Annotated in this window: 22 protein-coding genes and 2 pseudogenes; 13 read left to right on the top strand and 11 right to left on the bottom strand. The window is 72.5% G+C overall.

From position 1 onward, the window contains the following. The first annotated feature begins 6 nt into the window (after positions 1–6). From dhaL to PYS65_RS31995, 4 genes are all read left to right on the top strand, one after another. Positions 7–633 (top strand): dihydroxyacetone kinase subunit DhaL, encoded by a 627-nt coding sequence (dhaL, locus tag PYS65_RS32010; protein ID WP_279337435.1) that lies wholly within the window; start codon positions 7–9, stop codon positions 631–633. Further along, a complete protein-coding gene (locus tag PYS65_RS32005; RefSeq protein ID WP_279337434.1) occupies positions 626–1036 on the top strand; it encodes a PTS-dependent dihydroxyacetone kinase phosphotransferase subunit DhaM in 411 nt (136 codons plus the stop codon). The genes dhaL and PYS65_RS32005 overlap by 8 nt, the downstream gene beginning before the upstream one ends. Before the next feature lie 231 nt (positions 1037–1267). Continuing rightward, positions 1268–2299, top strand: coding sequence for a fibronectin type III domain-containing protein (locus PYS65_RS32000; protein WP_388706227.1), 1032 nt, complete (start codon positions 1268–1270; stop codon positions 2297–2299). Positions 2300–2463: 164 nt separating this feature from the next. Then, on the top strand, positions 2464–3003 hold the full coding sequence (locus PYS65_RS31995) for a hypothetical protein (RefSeq protein WP_279337433.1): 540 nt from the start codon (positions 2464–2466) through the stop codon (positions 3001–3003). 198 nt (positions 3004–3201) lie between these two features. Here the strand turns inward: PYS65_RS31995 and PYS65_RS31990 are convergent. The 3 genes and pseudogenes from PYS65_RS31990 to PYS65_RS31980 all read right to left on the bottom strand — a co-directional run. Then, positions 3202–3744, bottom strand: a pseudogene (locus tag PYS65_RS31990) (PadR family transcriptional regulator); the annotation flags it as partial. 31 nt (positions 3745–3775) lie between these two features. Beyond that, entirely contained in the window at positions 3776–5791 is a 2016-nt protein-coding gene (locus tag PYS65_RS31985) for an FAD-dependent oxidoreductase (RefSeq protein ID WP_279337432.1), read from the bottom strand. Between the two features lie 149 nt (positions 5792–5940). Next, positions 5941–6312, bottom strand: coding sequence for a hypothetical protein (locus tag PYS65_RS31980; RefSeq protein ID WP_279337431.1), 372 nt, complete (start codon positions 6310–6312; stop codon positions 5941–5943). Between the two features lie 243 nt (positions 6313–6555). On the opposite strand from PYS65_RS31980, the gene PYS65_RS31975 reads away from it, so the two are divergent. Beyond that, on the top strand, positions 6556–8670 hold the full coding sequence (locus PYS65_RS31975; protein ID WP_279337430.1) for a SpoIIE family protein phosphatase: 2115 nt from the start codon (positions 6556–6558) through the stop codon (positions 8668–8670). Here the strand turns inward: PYS65_RS31975 and PYS65_RS31970 are convergent. Then, positions 8660–9496, bottom strand: a complete 837-nt coding sequence (locus PYS65_RS31970) for a putative protein N(5)-glutamine methyltransferase (RefSeq protein WP_279337429.1) — start codon at positions 9494–9496, stop codon at positions 8660–8662. The genes PYS65_RS31975 and PYS65_RS31970 overlap by 11 nt on opposite strands. A 358-nt stretch (positions 9497–9854) precedes the next feature. Here PYS65_RS31970 and PYS65_RS31965 point away from each other — a divergent pair, with 358 nt between their 5' ends. The 4 genes from PYS65_RS31965 to PYS65_RS31950 all read left to right on the top strand — a co-directional run bounded on the left by PYS65_RS31965 (position 9855) and on the right by PYS65_RS31950 (position 13585). After that, complete coding sequence (locus PYS65_RS31965) at positions 9855–10460, top strand: sulfite oxidase-like oxidoreductase (protein WP_279337428.1); 606 nt, start codon at positions 9855–9857, stop codon at positions 10458–10460. A gap of 73 nt (positions 10461–10533) precedes the next feature. Further along, a complete protein-coding gene (locus PYS65_RS31960; RefSeq protein WP_279338143.1) occupies positions 10534–11253 on the top strand; it encodes a ferredoxin reductase in 720 nt (239 codons plus the stop codon). Between the two features lie 189 nt (positions 11254–11442). Next, entirely contained in the window at positions 11443–12411 is a 969-nt protein-coding gene (locus PYS65_RS31955) for an acetylxylan esterase (RefSeq protein ID WP_279337427.1), read from the top strand. A 106-nt stretch (positions 12412–12517) separates the two neighbouring features. Next, positions 12518–13585, top strand: coding sequence for a right-handed parallel beta-helix repeat-containing protein (locus PYS65_RS31950; protein WP_279337426.1), 1068 nt, complete (start codon positions 12518–12520; stop codon positions 13583–13585). A 174-nt stretch (positions 13586–13759) separates the two neighbouring features. On the opposite strand, the gene PYS65_RS31945 is transcribed toward PYS65_RS31950, so the two are convergent. Next, complete coding sequence (locus PYS65_RS31945) at positions 13760–15451, bottom strand: multicopper oxidase family protein (protein ID WP_279337425.1); 1692 nt, start codon at positions 15449–15451, stop codon at positions 13760–13762. A 311-nt stretch (positions 15452–15762) separates the two neighbouring features. Continuing rightward, positions 15763–16491 (bottom strand): class I SAM-dependent methyltransferase, encoded by a 729-nt coding sequence (locus tag PYS65_RS31940; protein WP_279337424.1) that lies wholly within the window; start codon positions 16489–16491, stop codon positions 15763–15765. An 80-nt stretch (positions 16492–16571) separates the two neighbouring features. Here PYS65_RS31940 and PYS65_RS31935 point away from each other — a divergent pair, with 80 nt between their 5' ends. From PYS65_RS31935 to PYS65_RS31925, 3 genes and pseudogenes are all read left to right on the top strand, one after another. After that, the gene (locus PYS65_RS31935; RefSeq protein ID WP_279337423.1) at positions 16572–16970 is read left to right on the top strand and encodes a nuclear transport factor 2 family protein; all 399 of its coding nucleotides are present in this window, start codon (positions 16572–16574) and stop codon (positions 16968–16970) included. A 395-nt stretch (positions 16971–17365) separates the two neighbouring features. Further along, positions 17366–18581 (top strand): annotated as a pseudogene (gene rho, locus PYS65_RS31930) (transcription termination factor Rho). An 83-nt stretch (positions 18582–18664) separates the two neighbouring features. Beyond that, positions 18665–19852 carry a D-alanyl-D-alanine carboxypeptidase family protein gene (locus PYS65_RS31925; RefSeq protein WP_279337421.1) on the top strand — a complete coding sequence of 396 codons (1188 nt, stop codon included), beginning with the start codon at positions 18665–18667 and terminating at the stop codon, positions 19850–19852. Positions 19853–19882: 30 nt separating this feature from the next. Here PYS65_RS31925 and PYS65_RS31920 read toward each other — a convergent pair whose 3' ends face one another. Both PYS65_RS31920 and PYS65_RS31915 read right to left on the bottom strand, forming a co-directional pair. After that, a complete protein-coding gene (locus PYS65_RS31920) occupies positions 19883–20899 on the bottom strand; it encodes an asparaginase (RefSeq protein WP_279337419.1) in 1017 nt (338 codons plus the stop codon). Then, positions 20896–21636, bottom strand: coding sequence for a FadR/GntR family transcriptional regulator (locus PYS65_RS31915; protein ID WP_279337418.1), 741 nt, complete (start codon positions 21634–21636; stop codon positions 20896–20898). Before PYS65_RS31915 ends, PYS65_RS31920 begins: the two co-directional genes overlap by 4 nt. Before the next feature lie 135 nt (positions 21637–21771). On the opposite strand from PYS65_RS31915, the gene PYS65_RS31910 reads away from it, so the two are divergent. After that, on the top strand, positions 21772–22818 hold the full coding sequence (locus PYS65_RS31910) for a fatty acid desaturase family protein (protein WP_279337417.1): 1047 nt from the start codon (positions 21772–21774) through the stop codon (positions 22816–22818). Between the two features lie 49 nt (positions 22819–22867). Here the strand turns inward: PYS65_RS31910 and crcB (PYS65_RS31905) are convergent, their stop codons facing one another. From crcB (PYS65_RS31905) to crcB (PYS65_RS31895), 3 genes are read right to left on the bottom strand one after another with little or no spacing between them, the layout of a single operon-like run. Next, the gene (gene crcB, locus PYS65_RS31905) at positions 22868–23239 is read right to left on the bottom strand and encodes a fluoride efflux transporter CrcB (RefSeq protein ID WP_279337416.1); all 372 of its coding nucleotides are present in this window, start codon (positions 23237–23239) and stop codon (positions 22868–22870) included. Next, positions 23236–23622 (bottom strand): DUF190 domain-containing protein, encoded by a 387-nt coding sequence (locus PYS65_RS31900; protein ID WP_279337415.1) that lies wholly within the window; start codon positions 23620–23622, stop codon positions 23236–23238. Before PYS65_RS31900 ends, crcB (PYS65_RS31905) begins: the two co-directional genes overlap by 4 nt. Next, positions 23619–24065 carry a fluoride efflux transporter CrcB gene (crcB, locus tag PYS65_RS31895; protein ID WP_279337414.1) on the bottom strand — a complete coding sequence of 149 codons (447 nt, stop codon included), beginning with the start codon at positions 24063–24065 and terminating at the stop codon, positions 23619–23621. The genes PYS65_RS31900 and crcB (PYS65_RS31895) overlap by 4 nt, the downstream gene beginning before the upstream one ends. Between the last annotated feature and the right edge of the window lie 26 nt (positions 24066–24091).

Raw genomic sequence — 24091 nt, 5'->3', positions numbered from 1 at the left:
GTTCCAGTGCTCGACGCCGAATTCTTCCGCCGTTGGATGACGGTGACCGCCGCGTCCGTCGACCGTGAGGCGGAGCGGCTCACCGCCCTCGACTCACCCATCGGGGACGCCGACCACGGCACTAACCTCCAGCGCGGGTTCACCGCGGTGCGGGCCGCGCTGGAGAAGGAGCCGCCCGCCACGCCCGGCGCGGTCCTGACCCTGTCCGGGCGCCTGCTCATCTCGAGCGTGGGCGGCGCGTCCGGGCCCCTGTACGGGACGCTGCTGCGCCGCACCGGCAAGGCACTCGGGGCGGCCACCGAGGTGAGCAGGGAGCAGTTGGCCGAGGCGCTGCGCACCGGAGTGGACGCGGTCCGGCAGCTCGGGGGCGCGGCGCCGGGCGACAAGACGATGATCGACGCCCTGGTGCCCGCGGCCGACGCGCTCGGTGATTCCTTCGCCGCGGCGCGGGCCGCCGCCGAGGAGGGTGCGGTGGCCACGACGCCGTTGCGGGCCCGCAAGGGCAGGGCCAGTTACCTGGGCGAGCGGAGCATCGGGCACCAGGATCCCGGGGCCACCTCGTCGGCGCTGCTGATCGCCGGCCTCGCCGATGCCTCCGGCCCCACCGGAGCCGCGGAGGCTGCCGATGAGTGACGGGAAGCTGGTGGGGATCGTCCTGGTGTCGCACAGCGCGCAGGTGGCGGCCTCGGTCGCCGAGCTGGCGACGGGCCTGGCCGGAGCCGGTACCGCGGTGGCCGTCGCCCCGGCGGGCGGCACGGAGGACGGAGGTCTCGGTACGAGCGCCGCACTCGTCGTCACCGCGGCGGCGTCCGTCGACGGCGGCGCCGGGGTCGCCGTCCTGGCCGATCTGGGCAGCGCGGTGCTCACCGTGAAGGCGCTGCTCGCCGAGGGCGACGAACTCCCGGAGCACACCCGGCTGGTGGACGCGCCGTTCGTGGAGGGGGCGGTGGCCGCGGTGGTCACGGCGGCGACGGGAGCGGACCTCGCGGCGGTGGAGGCCGCAGCGGCGGAGGCGTACACGTACCGGAAGGTGTGAGGGTCGGGTTTCGGCGCGGTCGCCGTTCACGGACTGCCGGGCGCGCCTCTCCCCCGTCGTCGCTGCCGCCCGGCGGCCCTCAGGGCGGGGTCTCGGTTTTCAGGGGCCGTGCGGTGCGCCTGCGGCCGCCTCACAAGGACCCCGCCGCACCCTCTTGATGTGGCCGCGTCAGCCACGTCATATTGGTACGGACCATTTCACCGTTTCCTGTGCCCCTCGGGAGGCAGAGCCGTGCGAGGCGTTCCTGTTGCCGTGCCCCCGCGTCGGCGCGGCGCGCTGCGCGGGATGCTCCGCGGCACGCTCTGCGGTGGGCTCCTGCTGCTCGTCTCCTGCGGTGGGAGCGGATCCGGGAACGGAAGCGGGAACGACGGCGAACGGCCTCCCGGGGCTCCGACAGGTGTCACGGCCGAGGCCGGAAGCGCCACCAGCGTGCACGTCATGTGGAACACCGTCGTCGCCGCGAGCGCCGAGGTGAGCCGGTACGAGGTGTATCGGGGCGCCACAAAAATCAAGGAAGTACCCGGTTCCGAACACATGGTGGATGTCACCAGGCTCCGGCCCGCCACCACATATGCCTTCACCGTGCGGGCGCGGGACACGGACGGGCGGCTCGGACCGCGCAGCCGGGAGGTCCGGGCGACGACACCCGCGGCCACGGCGGCCGACCGGTCCGCGCCCAGCCTCCCCACGGACGTCCGCGGCACAGCGGCCGGCAGCCGGGCGGTGCAGTTGTCCTGGTCGGCCTCGACGGACGACCGGGGCGTGCTCTCGTACGAGGTGTACCAGGGAGAGACGAAGATCCACAGTGTCGGCGGGGGGCAGACCGCCACCGTGGTGACGGGGCTGCGGCCGGGTACCCGCTACGTCTTCACCGTCCGGGCCCGGGACGCCGCCGACAACCTCTCCCCCGCCGGCGGCCCCGTCCGCCTCACCACACCGGGCCGTGACGACGGTCGCGCCACGGCGCCCACCGGCTTCCGCGCCACGAGTCACCGCTTCGAGGGTGCGTACCACATCGACCTCAGCTGGGTGCCGCCGCGCGTGGACGGGGTGATCACCGAGTACGAGGTGCGGCTGGACGGCCGCGCGGCCACCTCACTCGTCTACGGAGGGGACGCGCCGCGCGACCGGGCGACGTACAGCTTCTACGCGGGCGAGGACGCGGGGGTCACCCATCGGGTACGGATCCGGGCCAAACTGCCGGACGGGACCTGGGGTGGTTTCTCGGCGGAGCGCACGGTGACGACGGGCCCGCGCCGCTGAGCCCGTCCTCGTCCGGGCGACGACAGTCGTCACCTGCCCGGCGGCGGCCAGAATGCGCCGCGGGCCGGGTGCGCATTGGCTGGGCCCGTGGCGGCACGGGCGCTCCCCGACCCTCGGCGGCGCAAGGGATGTACCGCCGGCCGTGCCGCCGGAAGGCAGTTCACATGCGCTATTCGAAGCCACTGCTCCGTTCCGGTCTGACCGTGGCAGCCGCCGCCGCGCTGCCTCTGACCCTGGCGGGTCCGGCCGCCTCGGGCCCCGGAATCTCCGTGAGCACCACCGGTTCGACGGTCTCCGTCACCACCACCGCGTGCGCCCAGCTCAACGGCAGCTGGGGCACTGCCTCGCTGCTCGACAGCAGCCAGTCGAACTTCTCCCAGGGCCGCCAGGTGGCGCTGGCCGGGACCGGCTCGGGACAGTCCGCCGCCTGGTCGGGCGTCGGTTCGGGGACCCACACGGTGATCGTGGTGTGCTCGAACGGGACCACCGCGGGCACGCAGTCCGTCGTCGTCGCCGCCGATCCCGCTCCCGCTCCCAGCCCGGCGGCCTCCGCCTCGCCGACCCTCGGGGTGCTGGGCGGCATCGGCGGCGGCTCCACGGACTACGGCACGGTGACACTGGTGGCAGGCGGCGCGCTGGTCGGTACCGGTCTCGTCGCCACGGCCTGGTACCTGCGGCGGCGCGGCAGGCCGAACCGCCTCTGAGACGGCGCCGGCCGCCATCACGTCCGACGCGCTCCGGTCGGGCGGCCGGCGTCACTTCCCTCCGGAGCCCGATCCGTCCGGTTCCGCACGCCCGGGGTCGGACGGATCCGTGGGAGCGGGGCCGGACGGGTCCGTGGGAGCGGGGTCCGGCGAGTCGGCCGGCTCCGCCCGCCCGGTCCGCTCGTTTCGCCCCACCCGCTCGGTGTCCGGCAGCTCCGCGAACTCCGTCAGCGCATGCTCGAGCCACCGGGTCCAGAAGGTCTCCAGGTCGATGCCGGCCCGCAGCACCAGATGCCGGAGCCGGTCCTCCCGGCCGCCCCTGCCGGGTGGGAAGTCGCGCTGCTCGATGTCCTTGTAGTCCGCCAACTGCCTTTCATGCAGCTCCAGATGGCGCCGGAAATCGGCCTCGAGCCCCTCGGTGCCGACCACCGCCGCCGCCCTCAGCCGCAGCAGCAGCGTGTCGCGGAGCGGTTTGGGGTCCTGCGCGGCGGAGGTCCAGCGGGCCAGTTCGGCCCGGCCCGCCGGCAGGACCTCGTAGGACTTCTTCTGCCCGCGGGCGGGCTGTTCGGCGGACAGCGCCCGGATCATCCCCTCGGCCTCCAGTTTCCCCAGCTCGCGGTAGATCTGCTGATGCGTCGCGGACCAGAAGTAGCCGATCGACTTGTCGAAGCGCCGGGTCAGCTCCAGCCCTGACGACGGCTTCTCGAGCAGGGCGGTGAGGATGGCGTGCGGGAGTGACATGGGATCGATCCTAGGGACGGAACGCGCCGCTCTACAGGGCCGCCGCCAGCTCCGTGCCCTGCTTGATGGCGCGTTTGGCGTCCAGTTCGGCGGCCAGGTCGGCGCCGCCGATCAGGTGGACGGCGTGCCCGGCGGCGACCAGTTCCTCGTACAGGTCGCGGCGCGGTTCCTGGCCGGTGCACAGGACGACCGTGTCCACCTCCAGGACGCTGCTCTCGCCGTCGACGGTGACGTGCAGACCGGCGTCGTCGATACGGTCGTAGCGCACCCCGGGGACCATGGTGACGCCGCGGTGGCGGAGTTCGGTGCGGTGGATCCATCCGGTGGTCCTGCCGAGCCCGGCGCCGACCTTGGACGTCTTGCGCTGGAGCAGGTGGACGGTGCGCGGCGGGGCGGGCCGCCGGGGCGCGGTGAGACCGCCGGGCGTGCGGTGCTCCATGTCGACGCCCCACTGGCGGAAGTACGTCTCGGGGTGCTCGTGCGCCTTGTCGCCGCCGTCGGTGAGGAACTCGGCGACGTCGAAGCCGATGCCGCCCGCGCCGAGGATCGCGACCCGGTCGCCGACGGGGGCGCCGTCGCGCAGCACGTCGAGGTAGCCGAGCACGCTCGGGTGGTCGATGCCGGGGAGGTCGGGCACGCGCGGGCTGACACCGGTGGCGATGACGACCTCGTCGTGGCCGGCGACGTCGTCGGCCGTGGCCAGGGTGTCCAGGCGCACGTCCACGGCCAGTTCGGCGAGCCGGGTACGGAAGTAGCGCAGGGTCTCGTCGAACTCCTGCTTGCCGGGGACCTTCCGTGCGACGTTGAGCTGGCCGCCGATCTCGCTCGCGGCGTCGAACAGGGTGACGTCGTGGCCGCGTTCGGCGGCGCTGACGGCGCAGGCGAGCCCGGCCGGGCCGGCGCCGACGACCGCGACGCGCTTGCGGTGCCTGGTCGGTGACAGCACCAGTTCGGTCTCGTGACAGGCCCGCGGATTGACCAGGCAGGAGGTGATCTGTCCGCTGAAGGTGTGGTCCAGGCAGGCCTGGTTGCAGCCGATGCAGGTGTTGATCGCCTCGGACCGGCCGGCCGCGGCCTTGGCGACGAAGTCGGGGTCGGCCAGCATCGGGCGGGCCATCGACACCATGTCGGCGTGTCCCTCGGCGAGCAGTTCCTCGGCGAGTTCGGGGGTGTTGATGCGGTTGGTGGTGACGAGGGGCACCGAGACCTCGCCCATGAGCCGCTTCGTCACCCAGGTGTACGCACCACGGGGTACCGAGGTGGCGATGGTGGGGATGCGGGCCTCGTGCCAGCCGATGCCGGTGTTGATGATCGTGGCGCCGGCCTCCTCGACGGCGCGGGCCAGTGCGATCACCTCGTCCAGGGTCGAACCGCCGGGGACGAGGTCCAGCATGGAGAGCCGGTAGATGACGATGAAGTCCTCACCGACCGCCTCGCGCACCCGGCGGAGGATCTCGAGGGGGAAGCGCGTCCGGTTCTCGTACGAGCCGCCCCAGCGACCCGTGCGCCGGTTGGTCTGCTCGACGATGAACTCGTTGATCAGATAGCCCTCGGAGCCCATGATCTCGACGCCGTCGTAGCCGGCCTGCCGGGCGAGGCGGGCGGTGCGGACGTAGTCGTCGACGGTGCGCTCGACCTCGGCGTCGGTGAGTTCGCGGGGTACGAAGGGGCTGATCGGCGCCTGGAGCGGGCTGGGGGCGACCAGGTCCTGGTGGTAGGCGTACCGGCCGAAGTGCAGGATCTGCAGGGCGATCCGCCCGCCCTCGCGGTGCACCGCCTCGGTGACGGTCCGGTGCTGCTCGGCCTCCGCGTCGGTGGTGAGCTTCGCGCCGCCCTCGAAGGCCCGCCCCTCGTCGTTGGGTGCGATGCCTCCGGTGACGATGAGGCCCACACCGCCGCGGGCACGGGCGGCGTAGAACTCGGCCATGCGCGCGAAGCCGCCCTCGGCCTCCTCGAGGCCTATGTGCATGGAGCCCATGAGGACCCGGTTGGGCAGGGTCGCGAAACCCAGGTCGAGAGGGGTCAGCAGGTGCGGGTATCGGCTCATCGGGCCCTCCGTGCGCGGTGTGGTGCCTCTTTTGTAGAGGACGCGCACCCGTTTGTGCAACTAGTTGCACAAACGTGACGGAGGGCGCGGTGAGCCGGCGACGCGGAGCACCGTCGGGGCGTCTGTGCGCGCCGCCGCGCCCCGGTGGGTCACCGGCTTTCGAGACGGATGTGCAGTTCCTCCTCCTGGTCGCCCGAGACCGTGCTCAGATCGTGCACCGTGAACAGGGAGTCCAGGGTGGTGCGGAACCGGTCGACGGCCCAGTAGCCGCCGTGCACGTCGGCGTCGACCGACGACGACAGCCGGGCCGGGCGGGCACCGCCCTCCCGCGGGGCGGCGACGTCGAACGTGCCCAGCCACACCATCGGGCGGGTCTCGTGGAACTTCTCCGGTACGTCGTCGGAGCACCGGTCGGACGTGTAGCACGCGCACAGCGTGTCGAAGACGATCCGCGCGTCATGTTTGTCGCACCCGCTGATCTCGACCGAGACGGATTCCGGGTGCGCTCGCTCACTGCCCATCGTGATCGCTCCTCTCGTCGCCTCCCGGCTTCCCCGCCCCTCCCCGGGGAAACACCGCACGCTCGGGAGCACCACCCGCGCACCACCGGCGTGCCCGGGGGATCGCGGGGCACTCACCGGATGAGAGGAAGAAGGTGGCGGGAGACCGTCGGAGCGGCGGAAAATCGCCCCCACGCGCGGTAGAACAAGGGATGACGGCACCGCGACGGTGTGCCGTGGGAATCGGCGAAGGCGGGGCGTGCGATGAGTTCAGCCGAGTCACCCCTGGGCGAGGGTGACGGAACGGCACCGGGGCCGACCCGTCCCAGCGGGCTGCTCGACGTGCTGCGTGTGGCCTCGGTGGTGCTGGACCCCGAGGGACGGATCGTCCTGTGGAGTCCTCAGGCCGAGGAACTGTTCGGCTACGGCGCCGAGGAGGCGCTGGGCCGGTACGCCGCGCGGATCATGGTGGACGAGCGGTACCTGGACCTGGTGATCAAGCTGTTCTCCGACGTCATGCGCACCGGGCAGAGCTGGGCCGGGGCCTTCCCCATCCGGCGCAAGGACGGCGGCACCCGGTTGGTGGAGTTCCGCAACATGCGGCTGACGGACGACCGCGGCGCCGTCTACGCCCTCGGCCTCGCGGTCGACCAGTCGACCGTGCGCCGGATGGAGCGGGACGTGGCGCTGTCCACCCGGATCGTCTCCCAGTCCCCGATCGGGCTGGCCGTACTGGACACCGGTCTGCGGTACGTCTCGGTCAACCCGGCGCTGGCACAGATCAACGGCGTGCCGGCCGACGACCATCTGGGCCGCACGGTCCCCGAGGTGCTGCCACGGCTGGACGCCGAGGCCATCCAGACCGTGGCGTTCCGGGTCCTGGACACCGGGAAACCGGTCGTCGACCAGTCCATGATCGGCCGGACCCCGGCCGATCCCGAGGTGGACCACGCCTGGTCGGTCTCGCTCTACCGGCTGGAGAACGCGCTCGGCTCGGTGCTGGGCGTGGCCGTGTCCGTGGTGGACGTCACCGAGCAGTACCGGGCGGCCATGGAGGCCGAGACGGCCCGGCGCCGGCTGGCCCTCGTCGCCGACGCCTCGGTACGGATCGGCACCACCCTGGACCTGGAGCGTACGGCCCGTGAGCTGGCCGACGTGGCCGTGCCGGAACTGGCCGACGTGGCGGCCGTCGACCTGCTGGACGCGGTGGTCCGGGGCCACCGCAGCGCCCTCACCCCGGCCGAACCGGCGATGATCCGGGCGCTGGCGGTCCGGGGCGAGGGCGCGGGCTCGGACGACGCCCTGCGGGCGGCCGATCCGCCGGGCCAGGTGGTCCTGTACGGACCGGACCGGCTGGTCACCGAGTGCGTACGCACCGGCCTGCCCGTGATGCTGCCGCGGGTGAAGGACGAACACCTCACCCGCATCGCCCGCTCCGCCCCGGCGGCCGAACTGCTGGGCCGGGCGGGTGTGCACTCGTATCTGGCCGTGCCGCTCATCGCGCGCGGCGAGGTGCTGGGTGCGCTCGACCTCAAGCGCACCGGCAATCCGCGTCCGTTCGACGAGGACGATCTGCTGCTGGCCCGGGAACTGGCCGCCCGGGCGGCGGTGCAGATCGACAACGCCCGCTGGTACCAGAGCGCCCGCGACGCCGCGCTCACCCTGCAGCGCAGTCTGCTGCCCAGCCATCCGCCCGTCACGGGCGGGCTCGAGGTCGCCTCCCGTTACCAGCCCGCGGGCAGCACCAGCGAGGTGGGCGGTGACTGGTTCGACGTGATACCGCTCGGCGGCGGCAGGACGGCCCTCGTGGTGGGCGACGTGATGGGCAGCGGCATCCAGGCGGCGGCCACCATGGGACGGCTGCGCACGGCGACGGACACACTGGCCTCGCTCGGCCTCGATCCGGCGGTGCTCCTGGAGCACCTCGACCGGATCGTCGGCGGTCTGGAGGATGCCATCGCCACCTGTGTCTACGCCGTCCACGACCCCCGTGAGCGCCAGTGCCTGATCGCCAACGCGGGACATCTGCCGCCGGTACGGGTACGGGCCGGCGGCACCCCGGAACTGCTCGATCTGCCCACCGGGGTGCCGCTGGGCGTGGGCGGCGTCACGTTCTCCACGACCGTCGTCGGGATCGAGCCGGGCGACCGGCTGGTGCTCTACACCGACGGCCTCGTCGAGACCCGCCGGGACCCGCTGGACCAGCGTCTCGACCGCCTGCTCACCCTGCTGGAGGGCCCCGACCGCCCCCTCGAGGACATGTGCGACCTGCTGCTGCGCACGCTGCACGAGCCCGACAACTTCGACGACGTGGCCCTGCTCATCGCCCGCGCGACGACTCCCGACGGTACGGAACGCGGGGGCACTCCTACGGTCTGACGCCGATCACGACATGGGCGTCCTCCTCCTCGGAGGCGGCCCGGCGGGCCCGCAGTCCGGCACCGGTGAGGACGGCGGCGGCCGCGGGAGCCTGCCGACGGCTCGTCTCGACCAGGAGGCACCCGCCGGGCGCCAGCCACTCGGGGGCCCCGGCGGCCACCCGGCGCAGCACGTCGAGCCCGTCCGTGCCGCCGTCGAGTGCGACGCGCGGCTCGTGGTCGCGGGCCTCCGGCGGGAGCAGACCGATCTCGTCGCTGGGCACGTACGGCACATTGGCCGCGAGGATGTCGATCCGGCCGCGCAACGCTGCGGGCAACGCCTCGAACAGGTCTCCGACGTGCACCTGCCCGCCGGCGTCCGCGACATTGCGGCGGGCACAGCGCACGGCGACCGGATCGATGTCGGCGGCGTGCAGTTCGGCCGCGCCGAGCCCGTCGGCCAGCGCCGCGCCGACGGCGCCCGAACCGCAGCACAGGTCCACGACGACGGCCGCGTCGGGCGCCTGGGCGAGCGCCTGCGTCACGAGGAACTCGGTACGGCGCCGGGGTACGAAGACGCCGGGGGTCACGACGATCCGCCGACCCCTGAACTCGGCCCAGCCGACGACGAGTTCGAGCGGGAGCCCGCGAACCCTGCGCGCGACCATCGCGGTCGCTTCGTCCGGGGTGTGCGCGGCGGCGAGGATCAGCTCGGCCTCGTCCTCGGCGAAGACACAGCCGGCGGTGCGCAGCGTGGCGACGACGGAGTCCCGGGCGGCGGGCGCTGAAGGCGGGGCGTGCGGCGGCCCGGCGGGAGAGAACGGGGGGACGGGCGAGGGGGACGGCATGGCGGCAAGAGCCTTTCGGGAGCCGAAGGGTGCTCCCGCGGTCACCTACTGCGGGTGATCCGCGTCGCTTCGAGGTGAGAGCACCCGACCTGACACAGCGGTAATGGGTCTCACCTCCCCGGGCCGTCGACGGCTGGGACCGTCCGCAGCCGGGCCGCCACACTACCCGACGACGCTGCCGGCCGTACGGCGTTCTTTGTATGGCGCGGTGCACACGGTGGGGCGGGACCGAGGCCGGCGGTACGGCCGTGGGCCGGCAGGCGAGATCGGTGTGCGGGTGCTCTCCGGCACCCCGTACGGTTGAAGCCGGAAACACCGGAAACACCTGAGCACCACTCGTAACGGAATCGCCGATCACGTGAACATCACCCGCGGCTTCACCGGCCGCCCCCGCGTGGACCACCCCGGTCTGCCGCCCGGTCAGTACGACGCGGGCGACGAATGGCCCGTGCTGTCCGCCGAGGTCACCCCCGACCTCGCGCCCGCCGACTGGACGTTCCGGATCGACGGGCTGGTGGCCGATCCCCGTACCTGGGACTGGGAGCAGGCGCACGCCCTGCCGGCCTCGGCGTACGAGGGCGCGATCCACTGTGTGACGGGCTGGTCGAAGTTCGGGGTGCGCTTCGGCGGCGTCTGTCTGGACACCTTCATGGATCTGGTCCGGCCCGACGGGTCCGCCACCCATGCCGTCGCCTACTCGCACACCGGCTACACGGCGAACCTGCCGCTCGCCGACCTGACCGGCGGACGGGCCTGGATCGTCTGGGAGTACGACGGCCGGCCGATCCCGTCCGAGCACGGCGGCCCGGCCCGGCTGATCGTGCCGCACCTGTACTTCTGGAAGAGCGTCAAGTGGATCGCGGGCCTGCGGATCCTCGACCACGACGAGCCGGGTTTCTGGGAGGGCAACGGCTACCACGCACGCGGCAATCCCTGGGAGGAGCAGCGGTACTCCGGTGACTGAGCGAGTGACACTGCCGCGAGGGCCCGGGGACCCGGCTCCGCCCGCCCGGTTCGCCCCGCCGACACGGTTCGCCGTGCCCGGACGCATCGGCGTGGGCCGGCAGGCGGCCTCGGTGTGGCGGACGGCGACCCTGACCGAAATCCGCCGCGAGACCCCGCGCGCCGCGACCTTCCGCTTCGCCGTGCCCGGCTGGCCGGGACATGTGCCGGGTCAGCACCTGCTGCTGCGGCTGACCGCCGAGGACGGCTATGTGGCTCAGCGCCACTACTCGATCGCGTCCGCACCGGACGACTCCAGGTACCTCGAGCTGACCCTGGACCATGTGGCGGGCGGCGAGGTCTCCGGCTGGTTCCACTCGGTGGCCCGGCCCGGTGACCGGGTCGAGGTGCGCGGCCCGCTGAGCGGCTTCTTCGCCTGGCCGGGCGACCGGCCCGCGCTGCTGCTGGGGGCCGGCTCGGGTGTGGTCCCGCTGATGTCGATGGTGCGGCACCACAGGACCCGGGGCCTGTCACTGCCCCTGCGGCTGCTGGTGTCGGCGCGCAGTCCCGAGGAGCTGATCTACCGGGGTGAGCTCGGTGCGGAGACCCTGCCCGTGTTCACCCGGAGCGCGCCGGAGGGTGTGGCCGTGGGACGTATGGCGGCCGCACATGTGGCGCCGCTCCTGGCCGAGGCTCCCGAGGATGGGTGGGAAGCCTATGTGTGCGGTTCCAACTCCTTTGCCGAGCACGCTTCCAGGCTGCTTGTCGCGGCCGGCCAGCCCGTGGACCGGATCCGTATCGAGCGCTTCGGCTGACCCGCGCCGCGCCGGGGCCGCCGCAGGACGCCGGCCCCACCGGGCACAAGCGCTTTCCGCGCCCTTCACCTGTGTGCCTCTGTTCCCGCGTCGCACGCGGACGGAGTCCCGCACGCGCTCTGGCGACCGCTCCCGCGGCCCACGTACGGTGTGATCGCTTCGTCCTGTCTCCGTACAAAGGCGGTCCCCATGGCCCTGTTCGACCTGCCGCTCGACGAACTGCGCGAGTACCGGAGCGCGTCCACGGCCCCGGAGGACTTCGACGCGTTCTGGTCCAAGACGCTCGCGGAGGCGCGCGAGCACGATCTGGACGTCCGCTTCGAGCCGGTCGACACGGGCCTGTCCACGGTGCGGGTCCTCGATGTGACGTTCGCCGGTTTCGGGGGCCACCCGGTCAAGGGCTGGCTGACGCTGCCCGCCGGGGCCGAGGAGCCACTGCCGCTGGTCGTGCAGTTCATCGGCTACGGCGGGGGTCGCGGGCTGCCCCACGAGCATCTGCTGTGGGCGTCCACGGGCCGGGCGCACTTCGTGATGGACACCCGCGGCCAGGGCAGCGGGTGGGGCGCCGGCGGTGGTACGGCGGACCCGGTGGGCGGCGCGCCGGCGTACCCCGGGTTCATGACGCGTGGCATCGACGCCCCCGAGAACTACTACTACCGCCGGGTGTTCACGGACGCGGTGCGCGCGGTGGAGGCGGCCCGCGCACACCCGCTGGCCGATGCGGCCCGTACCGCGGCCGTCGGCGCGAGTCAGGGCGGCGGGGTCGCCCTCGCGGTGGGCGGCCTGGTCCCGGACCTGGCGGCCGTCGCCCCGGACGTGCCGTTCCTGTGCGACTTCCCGCGTGCCGCGACGCTCACCGACCGGCACCCGTACCGGGAGATCGGCCTCTTCCTCAGGACGCACCGGGGACGCACCGAGGACGCCCTGCGCACCCTGTCCTACTTCGACGGGGTGCACTTCGCCGCCCGCGGCCGTGCCCCGGCGCTGTTCTCGGCGGCTCTCGAGGACCAGACCTGCCCGCCCTCGACGGTCTTCGCCGCCTTCAACGCCTGGACGCACGACGACAAGTCCATCGAGGTGTACGACTTCAACGACCACGAGGGCGGCGGGCCCTTCCAGGAGGCGGCCAAGCTCCGCTGGCTGCGCTCGTACGCCTGACCTCGCGCGGGCGCGGGGCCGGGCGGCAGGCCCGATCGGCTCCTTTCTGTATCCGTATGGTTGCCAAGAGTGGCGGCGCCGCGGGGTCGCCCATAACGTCGGGATCATGAGGAAATACCAAGTCACGTGCATTAGTTGCGCCATCGCGCCGCTCGTCGTCGGCATGGGCGCCCTCGCGCCGGCCGCCTCCGCCCGCAGTGCGTCCGAGCAGGTGGTCCGTCCGGACCAGTCCCTCCAGGAGGCCGTCGACGCGGCCGCCCCCGGAGCCACCATCGTCCTGACGCGGGGCACCTACCGCGGAAGCGTCACGCTCACCAAGCCGCTGACCCTCCGGGGCGCGGGCGAGCAGACCGTGATCGTGCCCGGAGAGGACGAGGAGGCGGGGAGCGCGTGCGCCGAGGCGGGGGACGGCATCTGTGTCACCGGCACGGACGAACAGCCCGTCACCGGGGCGCGGATCCAGTCGCTGACCGTCGAGGGGTTCAAGAGGAACGGTCTCACGGCCACGCGCACCGACCAGCTGGAGGTCCGCCGGGTGACCGCCCGGGACAACGGCCGGTGGGGCATCGCGCAGGATCGTTCCACCCGTGGCTCGTTCCGCTACAACACCGCGAGCGGCAACGGCGACGCCGGGCTCTACACCGCCAACGTGTTCGAGGCCGACGCGGAGAGCAAGACCCTCGACTCCGGTGGCACGGTGATCAGCGGCAACCTCCTGACGGGCAACCGGATCGGCCTGACCACCCGCCGGCTCAGGAACCTCACCGTCGAGCACAACCTCGTCACCGAGAACTGCGCGGGTGTCTTCGTCGTGCTGCCGCGCACGACGGGCGACCTGACCGTCCGCCGCAACGCGGTCCACGAGAACAACGAGTACTGTCCCGCCTCCGAGCGCCTGCCACACCTCCAGGGGGTCGGCATCGTCCTCGTCGGCGCGGAGAAGGTGCTGGTGACGCAGAACGCGGTCCGCGACAACGTGGGTGACTCCCCGTACTCCGGCGGGATCGTCGTGTTCGGCAGCATGGACGGCGTCTCCAACGAGCAGAACACCGTCCGCGACAACCTCGTCCTGGGCAACGGTCCGGCGGACCTGGTCACCCGCGACGAGAAGGGCAAGGACAACAAGTTCGTCGACAACGTCTGCCGGGTCTCCGAACCGGCCGGCGCGTGCTGACCGGCCGGTCGGCCTCTCCCGTCCAGCGGGGGGAGCCGCACGTCGGGCGGACGTGACGGCAGGTGTGTGGCAGGGCGCCCGCAACGGCGAAGAGCCGGCTCGGAGGAGGGGTTCCTCCTCCGAGCCGGCCCTTTTGCCGTCGGCGGGTCCCGCCCCGACGGGGCAGCCGCGTGGCTACTCGTAGCCGAGTGTCGTCATCATCCCGGACTCCGAGTGGTAGATGTTGTGGCAGTGCAGCATCCACAGCCCTGGATTGTCCGCGTCGAAATCGGCCACCAGCTTGTGGTGCGGCAGCACCACGGACGTGTCCTTGCGGGCACCGGGGGAGTCGCCGCCGGCCAGGCCGTAGGTGTGGCCGTGCAGATGGACGGGATGCCACATGTCCGTGCCGTTGAAGACGACCAACCGCACCCGCTCACCACGTTCGACCTTGTGGATGCGGTGTGGCGAATAGGGCCGGTGGTCGATGCCCCAGTTGAATTTCTTCATACTGCCGGTCAGGACGAGTTTGATCTGACGGTCGGGTTTGCGCCGGTCCAGGGCCACGGACTCCTGCGGCCGGAGCCGCCCGGCCGCGGTCAGCACGTTCCGGTTCAGCTCCGCCGGACGCGCGGACGGCTTCGGGGTGGCGCCGCTGCCCGCGCGCAGGACGGCCATCGCCGACCCGCCTTTCCCCTCGGCGAGCGCCGTGAGCGGGAAGACCCCGCTCTTCACGGTGATGAGCACGTCGTACCGCTCGGCCATGCCCAGGAGCAGCGAGTCGACCTTGTGGTGCCGTACGGGAAAGCCGTCGCTGTGGGTGACGGTGAGCTGGTGGTCCCCGAGCGCCACCCTGAACGCCGTCTCAGCGCCCGCGTTGATGATGCGCAGCCGGATGCGTTCGCCGGGCTTGGCCTTGAACTGTGTGGGGTCGACCGAAGTCCGCCCGTTGATCAGGTAGTACGGGTGGTCGACACTGGCCGCGTGCCCGCCGAGCAGTCTGCTGAAGGCGCCCCTCAGCACCCGGGAGGTGCTCTTACCGCCGCGCGACGGCTCCGAAGGGTCGTCGTCCCCGCGCCCCGGCGCATAGTTCAGGGGCGGCCCGTGCCCGACGTCGATGCCTCCCCGGGGACGGGTAGGCGAGCCGTCACCCTCATGCCCGTCGTGCCCCGGGCCGTGTCCCATCGCGGGTTTGCCCTTGCGGAGCTGCGCGAACACCTCATCCGGGGTCGAGCCGTTCACCCCGTCGAGCCAGTCGTCGAGCACGATGACCCACTCCCGGTCGTAGGAGAGGGGCTCACGGGGGTCGTCCACGATCAGTGGCCCGTAGAGACCACGGTCGATCTGCACGCCCAGGTGCGGGTGGAACCAGTAGGTGCCGGGGTCCGGAGCGCGGAACTGGTACGTGAACGATTTGCCCGTGGCGATCGGCCGCTGCGTCACGTACGGCACGCCGTCCATGTCGTTGTTCAGGGCGATGCCGTGCCAGTGCACCGTGGTGGCTTCCGGCAGATGGTTGTTCACGGTCACCTTGAGTCTCTCACCCGCGGTGACACGGAGTTCACGGCCTGGCAGCTCGTCACTGTACGTCCACGTCCTGACGGTCTGCCCACCCCCCAGGTCGACTGTGCCGGCAGTCGCCGTGAGGGTCAGCTCCCGGTCCGGCCGTTCGGAGCCCGGAGTCTCTGCGGACGGTGTCTGCGTGCCGTCCCTCGAAGGGGTGAAGCGCTCGGGCTCGGGGCCCGGAGCACCCACGACGTGCTTGCGGTCCGGTGCGCCGTCCGAGCAGGCGGCGAGCAGGCCGGATCCCACGGCGGCGATCCCGGCACCGAGTACGGCGCGGCGGGGTCGAGAAGAAGTCTGACGGTTGTGTTCCTGACTGAACATGGCCCTCCGGTCGGTCGCACACGTACCCACCCCTGCCCCGAAGGGCCTCGAGTGGGGTTGGACGCAGCGCGATCCAGCATGGGGCACAGCACCGAAACATCCGGTACATCCCGAATCGACATCTATGACGATCTGATGTTCGCCCGCCGCGCGAGGGGGGCGGAACCGCTGGTCAGAGCAGGGTGACGCGGTTTCGGCTTCACCGGTTCGGCCGCTGCCTGGTCGGCGTAGCGTTTCTCCTCGACCTCACCGGGCCGTTGACCGGGGAACACACGGAGGGCCGGCCGGGGTGCCGGGGAGGCGCGCTCCGGCTACTCCTCGGGCCGCCGGGCGACGACCAGGCGGGCTCGGGGGCTGCCGTCCGGCCGCTGCCCGAATCCGGGCAGCGGGTGGAGTTCGACCCGGAACCCGGCCCGGTCCAGCTCGTGCCGGAGGCCGCCGAAGCGGAGGGTGCGGTAGTACATGACGAACGGCGGGCGCCACACCGCGTTGCGCACCCGCATCACCGTGTCGAAGCCCAGCAGCTTCCAGTACACGAGTGAGCCCGGCCGGGACGGAGCGCCCACCGGGAAGGCGAACCGTCCTCCCGGCCGCAGCACCCGGTGGACCTGGGCGAACAGCTCCGGCAGCTCGCGCGGCAGGAAGTGGCCGAACGCCCCGAAGCTCACCACCAGGTCGAAGGCGGGCCCGAACGGCAGCGCCCGCGCGTCCGCCCGCACATGACCGGCCGGCGGTCCCCCGGGCCGGGTCCGCTCGCGCGCGACGGCGAGCATGCCCGCGCTGAAGTCGACGCCGGTGACGCTTCGGCGGCACACCTGCGCCAGTACGTCCACGCCCGCGCCGGTGCCGCAGCACAGATCGAGCCCGGTGTCGAACGGCCCCAGCCTCCGCAGCGCCCCGGCGGTGGCGTCGAGCACCGAGCCGGGTGTACGGAAGGGGGTGTGGTCGAACTTCGGCGCGAGGAGGTCGTAGCCGCGCTCCACGGACGACAGCGCCTGGACGGCGAGTTCCCGCAGCCGCGGGCCTTCGGGGCTGAACATCGGATCAGCCTAGACCCGGGCATCGCCCGAGGGGCTAGCCTCGTGCACTCCTGTGCGAACCATTGATGTGAGGAGCTGTGATGCGGGCATTCCGCGAGGCCGTCGAGGCGCACGACATGGACGCCGCCGAAGCGCTGCTGGCCGAGGACGTCGTCTTCACCAGCCCGGTCGTCTTCAAGCCCTACACCGGAAAGCCGATCACGGCGGCGATCCTGCGCGCGGTGGCGGAGGTCTTCGAGGACTTCCGGTACCTGCGGGAGATCAACGACGTGAACGGCCGTGACCACGCGCTGGTCTTCTCCGCGCGGGTGGGTGACCGCGAGATCGAGGGCTGCGACTTCATCCATGTCGACGACGACGGCCGTATCGACGAATTCACCGTGATGGTGCGTCCTTTGTCCGGCGCGCAGGCTCTCGCGGCCGCCATGGGTGCGCAGTTCGAGAAAATCGCGCGTGAGGAGCGGGACCGCTCGGCCTGACCGCACTCGGGAACGGCGGAACACCGCCCGCTCGCCCGACCTGTTCGACCCCAGGGCCCGCCGACCGTCCCGGCGGGCCCTTCTGCGGCTCTCCGGTTCGCACGCCGTCGTCCTCGACCGTGCTCGTGCGCCCCGTGGTACCTTGGTGACAGCACTCGTTCAGCGCCTCCGTGCACATCACAGGCCTCGGTGCCGTTTCTTCTCTTTCTTCTCCGGTTCTCCTCCCGCTTTTCGCCGGTTCATCGGTTCACCGATCCGCCCGTCGTTTCCGACCGGCCGTCCGGCGTTCCCCACCACCTCGTGAGCAGGGCTCCATCGCCACCGCCGAGGTGCTGTTTCCCGCAGCCCAGGAGCGCGGACGCGCCCTCCGGCGCGGTTCCCCTCCTTCCCTTCGCATGTCCGTTCCACCGCGTGTTCTTCCCCCCCTCCCCCCCGTCGCCCACGAAAGGTCCGGCCTCCGTGACCACCACCGCACTCCCCCGCCCCTCCGTCCACCAGCAGCCCCGACCCGTCAGCGGTGTCCTCGACATCGATGCGGCCGGGAAGGCGCAGCTGCGGGCCGGCACCTGTCTGCCCTCCCCGTCCGACCTCGCCGTCTCCCCCGCGCTGGTCCGCCGGCACGGCCTGCGCAAGGGCGATCACGTCGAAGGGCTGCACGGTGACCGGCATAACCTCACCGAGATCGTCCGGGTCAACGGCCGTACCCCCGACACGCTGCGCCACCGGCCGCGCTTCGGGGACCTGACGCCGCTTCACCCACGGGAGCGGCTGCGCCTGGAGCACCCCGCGTCCGGTCCGGCCGGGCGCCTCGTCGATCTGCTCGCCCCCGTCGGCAAGGGGCAGCGCGGTCTGCTCGTGGCCCCGCCGAAAACCGGCAAGACCGTTCTGATCCAGCAGCTCGCGGCGGCCGTGGCGGGCAACCACCCCGAGTGCAGGCTGATGGTCGTCCTGCTCGACGAGCGTCCCGAGGAGGTCACCGACATGCGGCGCTCGGTGCGCGGCGAGGTGTACGCCTCGACCTTCGACCGGCCCGCGAGACAGCACATCGCCCTGGCCGAGCTGGTGATCGAGCGGGCCAAGCGGCTGGTCGAGGCGGGTGAGGACGTGGTCGTCCTGCTCGACTCGCTGACCCGGCTCTGCCGGGCGTACAACAACGCCGCACCCTCCGGTGGCCGCACCATGAGCGGCGGTGTCGACACGTCCGCGCTGGTCGGGCCGAAGCGGTTCTTCGGCGCCGCCCGCAAGGCGGAGGAAGGCGGCTCGCTCACGATTCTCGCCTCGGCCCTGGTGGAGACCGGTTCCCGCGCCGACGAGTTCTACTTCGAGGAACTCAAGGGCACCGGCAACATGGAGCTCCGGCTGAGCCGTGAAGCGGCCTCCCGCCGGCTGTTCCCGGCCGTCGACATCGTTCCGTCCGGCACCCGTCGCGAGGAACTGCTGCTCACCCCCGCGGAGTTGGCCGCCGTACGCGGTCTGCGCCGGGTTCTCCGGCCCCGGGACGGGCAGGCGGCGGGCCTGGAGACCCTGTTGGAGCGGATGCGGGAGACCCCCGACAACGCGACCTTCCTCCGGAGTGTCCGGCCGACCCTGCCCGATGGCCGACCGACGTAACGGCGTACGGCATCCGGGTGCTGGCGAAGAACCCCCGGCCCGGTCACCACGGCCCTCCGGGGTTCCCTTCCTACGTTTGCGATATGACTATCGGACTTGCTTCGCGGGCTGCCGTGTCCGCCTGTGCCCTCTGCACGGCGGGCCTGCTGGCGCTCGCGCCCGCCGCGGCGGTTGCCGGTACGCGTCCGAACCCCGCGCCGCCGGCCGGCTCCGCCTCACGCGCCGCGCCGGACTCGCTGCTGTACCGCTCCGGCACCCAGGTGCGCCTCCGCTCCGAGGCACCCGAGGTCCCGGAGCTGTCCGCCCGGTCCTGGCTGGTGGCCGACGCCGACTCCGGTGAGGTGCTCGCGGCGCACGACGCGCACCGCAGGCTGCCGCCCGCCAGCACGTTGAAGACCCTGTTCGCCCTCACCGTGCTGCCCGTCCTGCCGGGCAGCCTCCGGCACACCGTCAGCGCGGAGGAACTCGCGGACATCAGCCCCGGCAGCAGCCTCGTCGGGGTCGCCGAGGACCGTACCTACCGGATCTCCGACCTGTGGAACGGGGTCTTCCTCAGCTCCGGCAACGACGCCGTGCACGTCCTGGCCGCGCTCAACGGCGGCTGGCAGGCCACCGCCGAGCAGATGCAGGAGAAGGCCCGCTCCCTGGGCGCCCACGACACCTGGGTGGAGTCACCCGACGGCTACGACGCTCCCGGCCAGGTGTCCTCGGCGTTCGACCTGGCAATCTTCGGCCGGGCCGGACTGCACAGCCCCGACTTCGCACGGTACTGCTCCCGTGCGGAGGCGATGTTCCCCGGCCGTGACGGTGGATCGTACGGAATCCTCAACACCAACCGGCTGCTCACCGGAGCCGACGGGGTGGATCGCTACCCGGGCCTCCTCGGGATCAAGAACGGCTACACCAGCAATGCCGGCAACACCCTCGTGGCGGCCGCCCGCAGGGACGGGCGCACCCTCGTGGTCACGGTCCTCAACCCCCGGCCGGACGGCGGGCACCCCGTGTACGAGGAGGCACGCGCGCTGCTGGACTGGGGGTTCGAGGCGTCCGGCCGGGTCGATCCGGTGGGGTCGCTGGACGCCCTGCGGGCCACGTCGATGCCGGGGCCCCGGGGCCGGTCCGCGACCGGTCCGGCCCCGGCTTCGGCTTCGGCCCCCGCGGCACGAGGCACCGGTCCGGAGCGGCCGGTGGCGTGGACGGTCGCGTGCACCGCGCTGCTGGGCGCGACGGGCGTGGCACTGTTCCTGCGGCTCAGGTGGGCCCGGCCGTGAGGGGGGTGATTCCCCTCCCGTGCGGACCGTTCACCGCGCACCGGACCGGTCGAGCGGGGCGAGCGCGGGTGCGGGGCGGACCTCGCCGACCGGGCGGCCGCCGCCGAGCAGCGGTTCGCCCGCGAACCCGGTGAGCAGGGCCGGCTCGACCCCGGCCCGGGCGAGGGCGGCGGCGGTCACCGGGACACGCGCCCGGCCGGCCCCGTCGGAGATCTTCACGGCCACGGCGCGGCCGTCGGGCAGGGCGGCGATCTGGACGCCCTCGTAGCCGTCCTTGGCGAGCAGCCCGGGGACGGCCCGCATCAGGGCGGCGACGTCCCGGCCGGAGCCGGAGGCCATCTCGGGGTGTTCCCGCATCGCGTCGGCGACCCGGGCCTCGGGGGTGCCGGGCGCGGCGGTGACGACGCGGGCGGCGGCACGGGCGAGTCCGTGCAGGGAGACGGCGAACAGGGGCGCGCCGCAGCCGTCGACGGTCACCCGGGCGACGCGCTGCCCGGTGAGGTCCTCGATGTTCGCGGCGATCGCCCGCTGGAGGGGGTGGGCGGGGTCGAGGTAGTCCTCGAGGGACCAGCCGTTGAGCTTCGCGGTGAGCAGCATGGCGGCGTGCTTTCCGGAGCAGTTCTGGGCGAGCCGGGAGGGCGGGCGGCCGTCACGCACCCAGACGTCCCGCACGGCCGGGCCGAGCGGCAGGTCCGGGACGTTGCGCAGGTGGTCCTCGGTGAGTCCGGCGCCCGCGAGGACGCGCCGGACACCGGCGAGGTGGCGTTCCTCCCCGGAGTGGCTGGCCGCGGCGAGGGAGAGCAGTTCGCCCTCGAGCGGCAGCCCGGCGCGCACCATGGCGACGGTCTGGACGGGCTTGAGAGCGGAGCGCGGATAGCAGGCGGCCTCGATGTCGCCGAGCCGGAGCCGGGCCTCGCCGTCGGCGCCGAGGACGACGACGGAACCGTAGTGGACCCCCTCGACGACCCCGCCGCGGACGAGGTGGGCGACGGGGGCGTGGAGGGGTTCGCGAACCGGGGGTGCGGCCGCGGGGGAAGGGAGGTTCATCGGGATCGTTCTTCCGTGGTGGTGTCCGTGGGAGGGTGCGCGCCCGGCGGGCGGACGATGGCGGCGAGAGTCGTCTCGACGCGGTCGAGATGGTGGGACATCGCCGCGAGGGCGTCGTCCTCGGAACCGTCGGTCAGTGCCTCCACGATCGCCCGGTGCTCGTGGTTGGACTGCTCTCGCCGGTCCCCCAGCTGGTTCAGGAAGGCGGACTGGCGGGCCAGCGCGTCCCGGATCTCCTCGATGACCCGGCGGAACACGGGATTCTGGGTGGACTCGGCCACGGTGAGGTGGAAGAGGGTGTCCATGGCGACCCACGCGGTGGTGTCGGTCTCCCGGTCCATCCGGTCCAGCAGGTGGTTCAGCAGGTCGAGGTTCTCGGGGGTGCGCCGCCGGGCCGCGTACCGGGCGACCGGGAGCTCGACGTGGCGGCGCACTTCCAGCAGGTCACCGGCCGCGTAGTCGCCGAAGGTGGGCTCTCCCACCGCATCGGCCACGACGAAGGTGCCCTTGCCGGTCCTGGACACGGTCAGGCCCATGGTCTGCAGTGCCCGCAGGGCCTCGCGCAGCACCGGCCGGGAGACCCCGAGGGTGCGGCACAGCTCCGCCTCGGAGGGGAGCTTGTCCCCGACCGCGTACGCGCCCCGCTCGATGGCGTCGCGGAGGTGGGAGAGAACCGCTTCCATCGCGCTCACGCGCCGCGGCCCCGTCCCACCTGTCCGGCTGTCTGACAGGTTCACGGAAGCGATCGTGCGGGCGGACGCGGGGACTGTCAAGCGGGGGCCGGCCCGGTGTACGCGGTGGGGTTACCCACCCCCTCGTTCTGGGGGCCCACATCATTCTGCGGCCGGGGAGTCGTTCACATACTCAAGTGCATGGCCAATCCAACGGTGCTCACCGGAACCCCGCCCACACCGGACCGCGAGAGGGGGAGCGACTTCGCCGAACTGTCGCGGCGCATCACCGCCGAGGGGCTGCTCAGGCGCCGCCCGCTCTACTACACCCTGCGCTTCGGGGCCCTGGCCCTCGCCCTCGCGGGAGGGGTGACCGCCTTCCTCGTCCTGGGCGACAGCTGGAGCCAGCTGCTCGTCGCGGCGGCCCTGTCCGTGGTCTTCGGGCAGCTCGCACTCGCCGCGCACGACCTGGCGCACCGCCAGGTGTTCTCCCGTCGGCGCCCCAGCGAAGCCGGTGGTCTGCTGGTGGCCGACGTACTGCTGGGCATGAGCTACGGCTGGTGGATGAACAAGCACACCCGCCACCACGCGAATCCCAACCACGAGCAGAAGGACCCGGACGTCGCCCCCGACCTCCTGGTCTGGTCACGCCGCCAGGCGAGCCGGGCCCAGGGCGTCGCGCGGTTCGTCGGAAAGCACCAGGCGGCGCTGTTCCTTCCGATGCTGACGCTGGAGGGCCTCAATCTGAGTTTCAGCAGCTTCAGGGCGCTGCGCGGCCCGTCGGTGAAGCGGCCGGTGCTGGAGGGAACACTGCTCGTCGCCCACTTCGCCGTGTACTTCGGCGGCCTGTTCACGGTGCTCTCCCCCGGCAAGGCGCTCGCTTTCCTCGCCGTCCACCAGGGCCTGTTCGGGATCTACCTCGGCTCGGTGTTCGCCCCCAACCACAAGGGCATGCCGATGATCGAGGAGGGGATGCGCCTGGACTTCCTGCGCCGTCAGGTCCTCACCTCCCGCAACGTCAGGGGCGGTGTGTTCGTCGACGTCTTCATGGGCGGGCTGAACCACCAGATCGAGCACCATCTCTTCCCCAGCATGCCCACGCCCGCCCTCGGCCGGGCCCAGGTCATCACCGAGCGGTACTGCGCGGAGCTGGGCGTCCCGTACTGCCGGACAGGGCTGTTCGCCTCGTACGGCACGGCGCTGCGCCACCTCAGGAACGTGGGGGAACCACTGCGCGAGGCCCGCTGAGGGGGCTGCGACCCGCACACGGCGGCGGAGCGGCGGGAATGAACGTCCGTCACGCCCACAGCGCGTCGGCCAGGGCCGCGCCGGCGAAGGCCGCGCCCAGGCCGGCCGCGACGCTCGCCACGACGTTCGCGGCGGCATGGCGGACCGCCCCCGCCTCGGCCAGGCGGAGGGTCTCGTAGGAGAAGGTGGAGTACGTGGTCAGGGCGCCGCACAGACCTGTTCCGAGCAGCAGCTGGAGGTGCGAACTCGCGGCGCCCGCCGCCGCGCCGGTGAGCAGACCGAGCGTCAGGCAGCCGGCCACGTTCACCGTGAAGGTTCCCCAGGGGAACACCGAGTCGTGCCGGGACTGCACCGCGCGGTCGGTGAGGTAGCGCAGGGGTGCCCCGACTATGGCGCCGAGGACGACCAGCAGCCAGTTCACGGCCCCTCACCCTCCGTTCCGGGAGCGGCGGGAGGGCCGGAAGGCCGTTCGTCGCGCGGGTACCGGACCGCCTCGCAGGCGTCGAGGGTCGCCAGCCCCTCGGTGACGAGCGCGTCGAGCTCGGGCAGGAAGGCCCGTACCCGCTCCTCGGTGTCGACGATGACGACCGCCACCGGCAGGTCCTCGCTCAGGGACAGCAGCCGGGAGGTGTGGACGAGCGAGGAGGCGCCGAACCCCTCGATGCCGCGGAAGACGCTGGCGCCCGCCAGTCCCGCGGCGTGGGCCCGGTGGACGATCTCCGAGTAGAGCGGCCGGTGGTGCCAGGTGTCGTTCTCGCCGATGAACACGGTCAGGCGCAGCGCCCTGCCGGTCGTCCCTGTCATGACTGCCTCCTGTTCAGCACACGGCGGGTCGCGGAAGCGGCCGTCCACACGGCGCCGAGCGCCGCGAGCGGGGTGACGGCGAGGTAGGCGAGGGCGAGGCCGTGGCTGCCGGCGTCGAACAGGTTCCGGCCGTCGACGGCGTAGGTCGAGAAGGTCGTGAAACCGCCGAGGACACCGGTGCCGAAGAACGGGCGGACCAGGGGGTGGGCGGTGCGGACCTCGGTGATGATCACCATGAACACGCCGATCACGGCACAGCCGGTGATGTTGACCCCCAGGGTCGTCCAGGGGAACCCGTCCGCCGGTGTCGGCCACCACAGGGAGGCCGCGTACCGGGCGGTGGCGCCCGCTCCCCCGCCGAGGGCGACCACGGCCACGACGGGAGCGGCGGCGCGCCGGGACCGGCGGCGCCCGCGGAGAACCTCGGTGGGCGGGACTGTCACGGGTGTGCGTCTCCTACTCGTCGCGC

Source organism: Streptomyces cathayae, from assembly GCF_029760955.1.
Classification (GTDB): domain Bacteria; phylum Actinomycetota; class Actinomycetes; order Streptomycetales; family Streptomycetaceae; genus Streptomyces; species Streptomyces cathayae.
Note: the sequence above shows the minus strand (reverse complement) of the source record. Positions and strands in the feature narration are given on the sequence as shown.

Excerpts from the sequence above, each read along its gene's own strand:
- PYS65_RS31955 (WP_279337427.1), top strand. The coding sequence starts at position 11,443 with ATGGCCCTGTTCGACCTGCCGCTCGACGAACTGCGCGAGTACCGGAGC.
- PYS65_RS31980 (WP_279337431.1), bottom strand. The coding sequence starts at position 6,312 with ATGGGCAGTGAGCGAGCGCACCCGGAATCCGTCTCGGTCGAGATCAGC.
- PYS65_RS31920 (WP_279337419.1), bottom strand. The coding sequence starts at position 20,899 with ATGAACCTCCCTTCCCCCGCGGCCGCACCCCCGGTTCGCGAACCCCTC.
- PYS65_RS31945 (WP_279337425.1), bottom strand. The coding sequence starts at position 15,451 with ATGTTCAGTCAGGAACACAACCGTCAGACTTCTTCTCGACCCCGCCGC.
- PYS65_RS32005 (WP_279337434.1), top strand. The coding sequence starts at position 626 with ATGAGTGACGGGAAGCTGGTGGGGATCGTCCTGGTGTCGCACAGCGCG.
- PYS65_RS31925 (WP_279337421.1), top strand. The coding sequence starts at position 18,665 with ATGACTATCGGACTTGCTTCGCGGGCTGCCGTGTCCGCCTGTGCCCTC.
- PYS65_RS31970 (WP_279337429.1), bottom strand. The coding sequence starts at position 9,496 with ATGCCGTCCCCCTCGCCCGTCCCCCCGTTCTCTCCCGCCGGGCCGCCG.
- PYS65_RS31910 (WP_279337417.1), top strand. The coding sequence starts at position 21,772 with ATGGCCAATCCAACGGTGCTCACCGGAACCCCGCCCACACCGGACCGC.
- PYS65_RS31975 (WP_279337430.1), top strand. The coding sequence starts at position 6,556 with ATGAGTTCAGCCGAGTCACCCCTGGGCGAGGGTGACGGAACGGCACCG.
- PYS65_RS31995 (WP_279337433.1), top strand. The coding sequence starts at position 2,464 with ATGCGCTATTCGAAGCCACTGCTCCGTTCCGGTCTGACCGTGGCAGCC.
- PYS65_RS31900 (WP_279337415.1), bottom strand. The coding sequence starts at position 23,622 with ATGACAGGGACGACCGGCAGGGCGCTGCGCCTGACCGTGTTCATCGGC.
- PYS65_RS31940 (WP_279337424.1), bottom strand. The coding sequence starts at position 16,491 with ATGTTCAGCCCCGAAGGCCCGCGGCTGCGGGAACTCGCCGTCCAGGCG.
- PYS65_RS31985 (WP_279337432.1), bottom strand. The coding sequence starts at position 5,791 with ATGAGCCGATACCCGCACCTGCTGACCCCTCTCGACCTGGGTTTCGCG.
- PYS65_RS31935 (WP_279337423.1), top strand. The coding sequence starts at position 16,572 with ATGCGGGCATTCCGCGAGGCCGTCGAGGCGCACGACATGGACGCCGCC.
- PYS65_RS31950 (WP_279337426.1), top strand. The coding sequence starts at position 12,518 with ATGAGGAAATACCAAGTCACGTGCATTAGTTGCGCCATCGCGCCGCTC.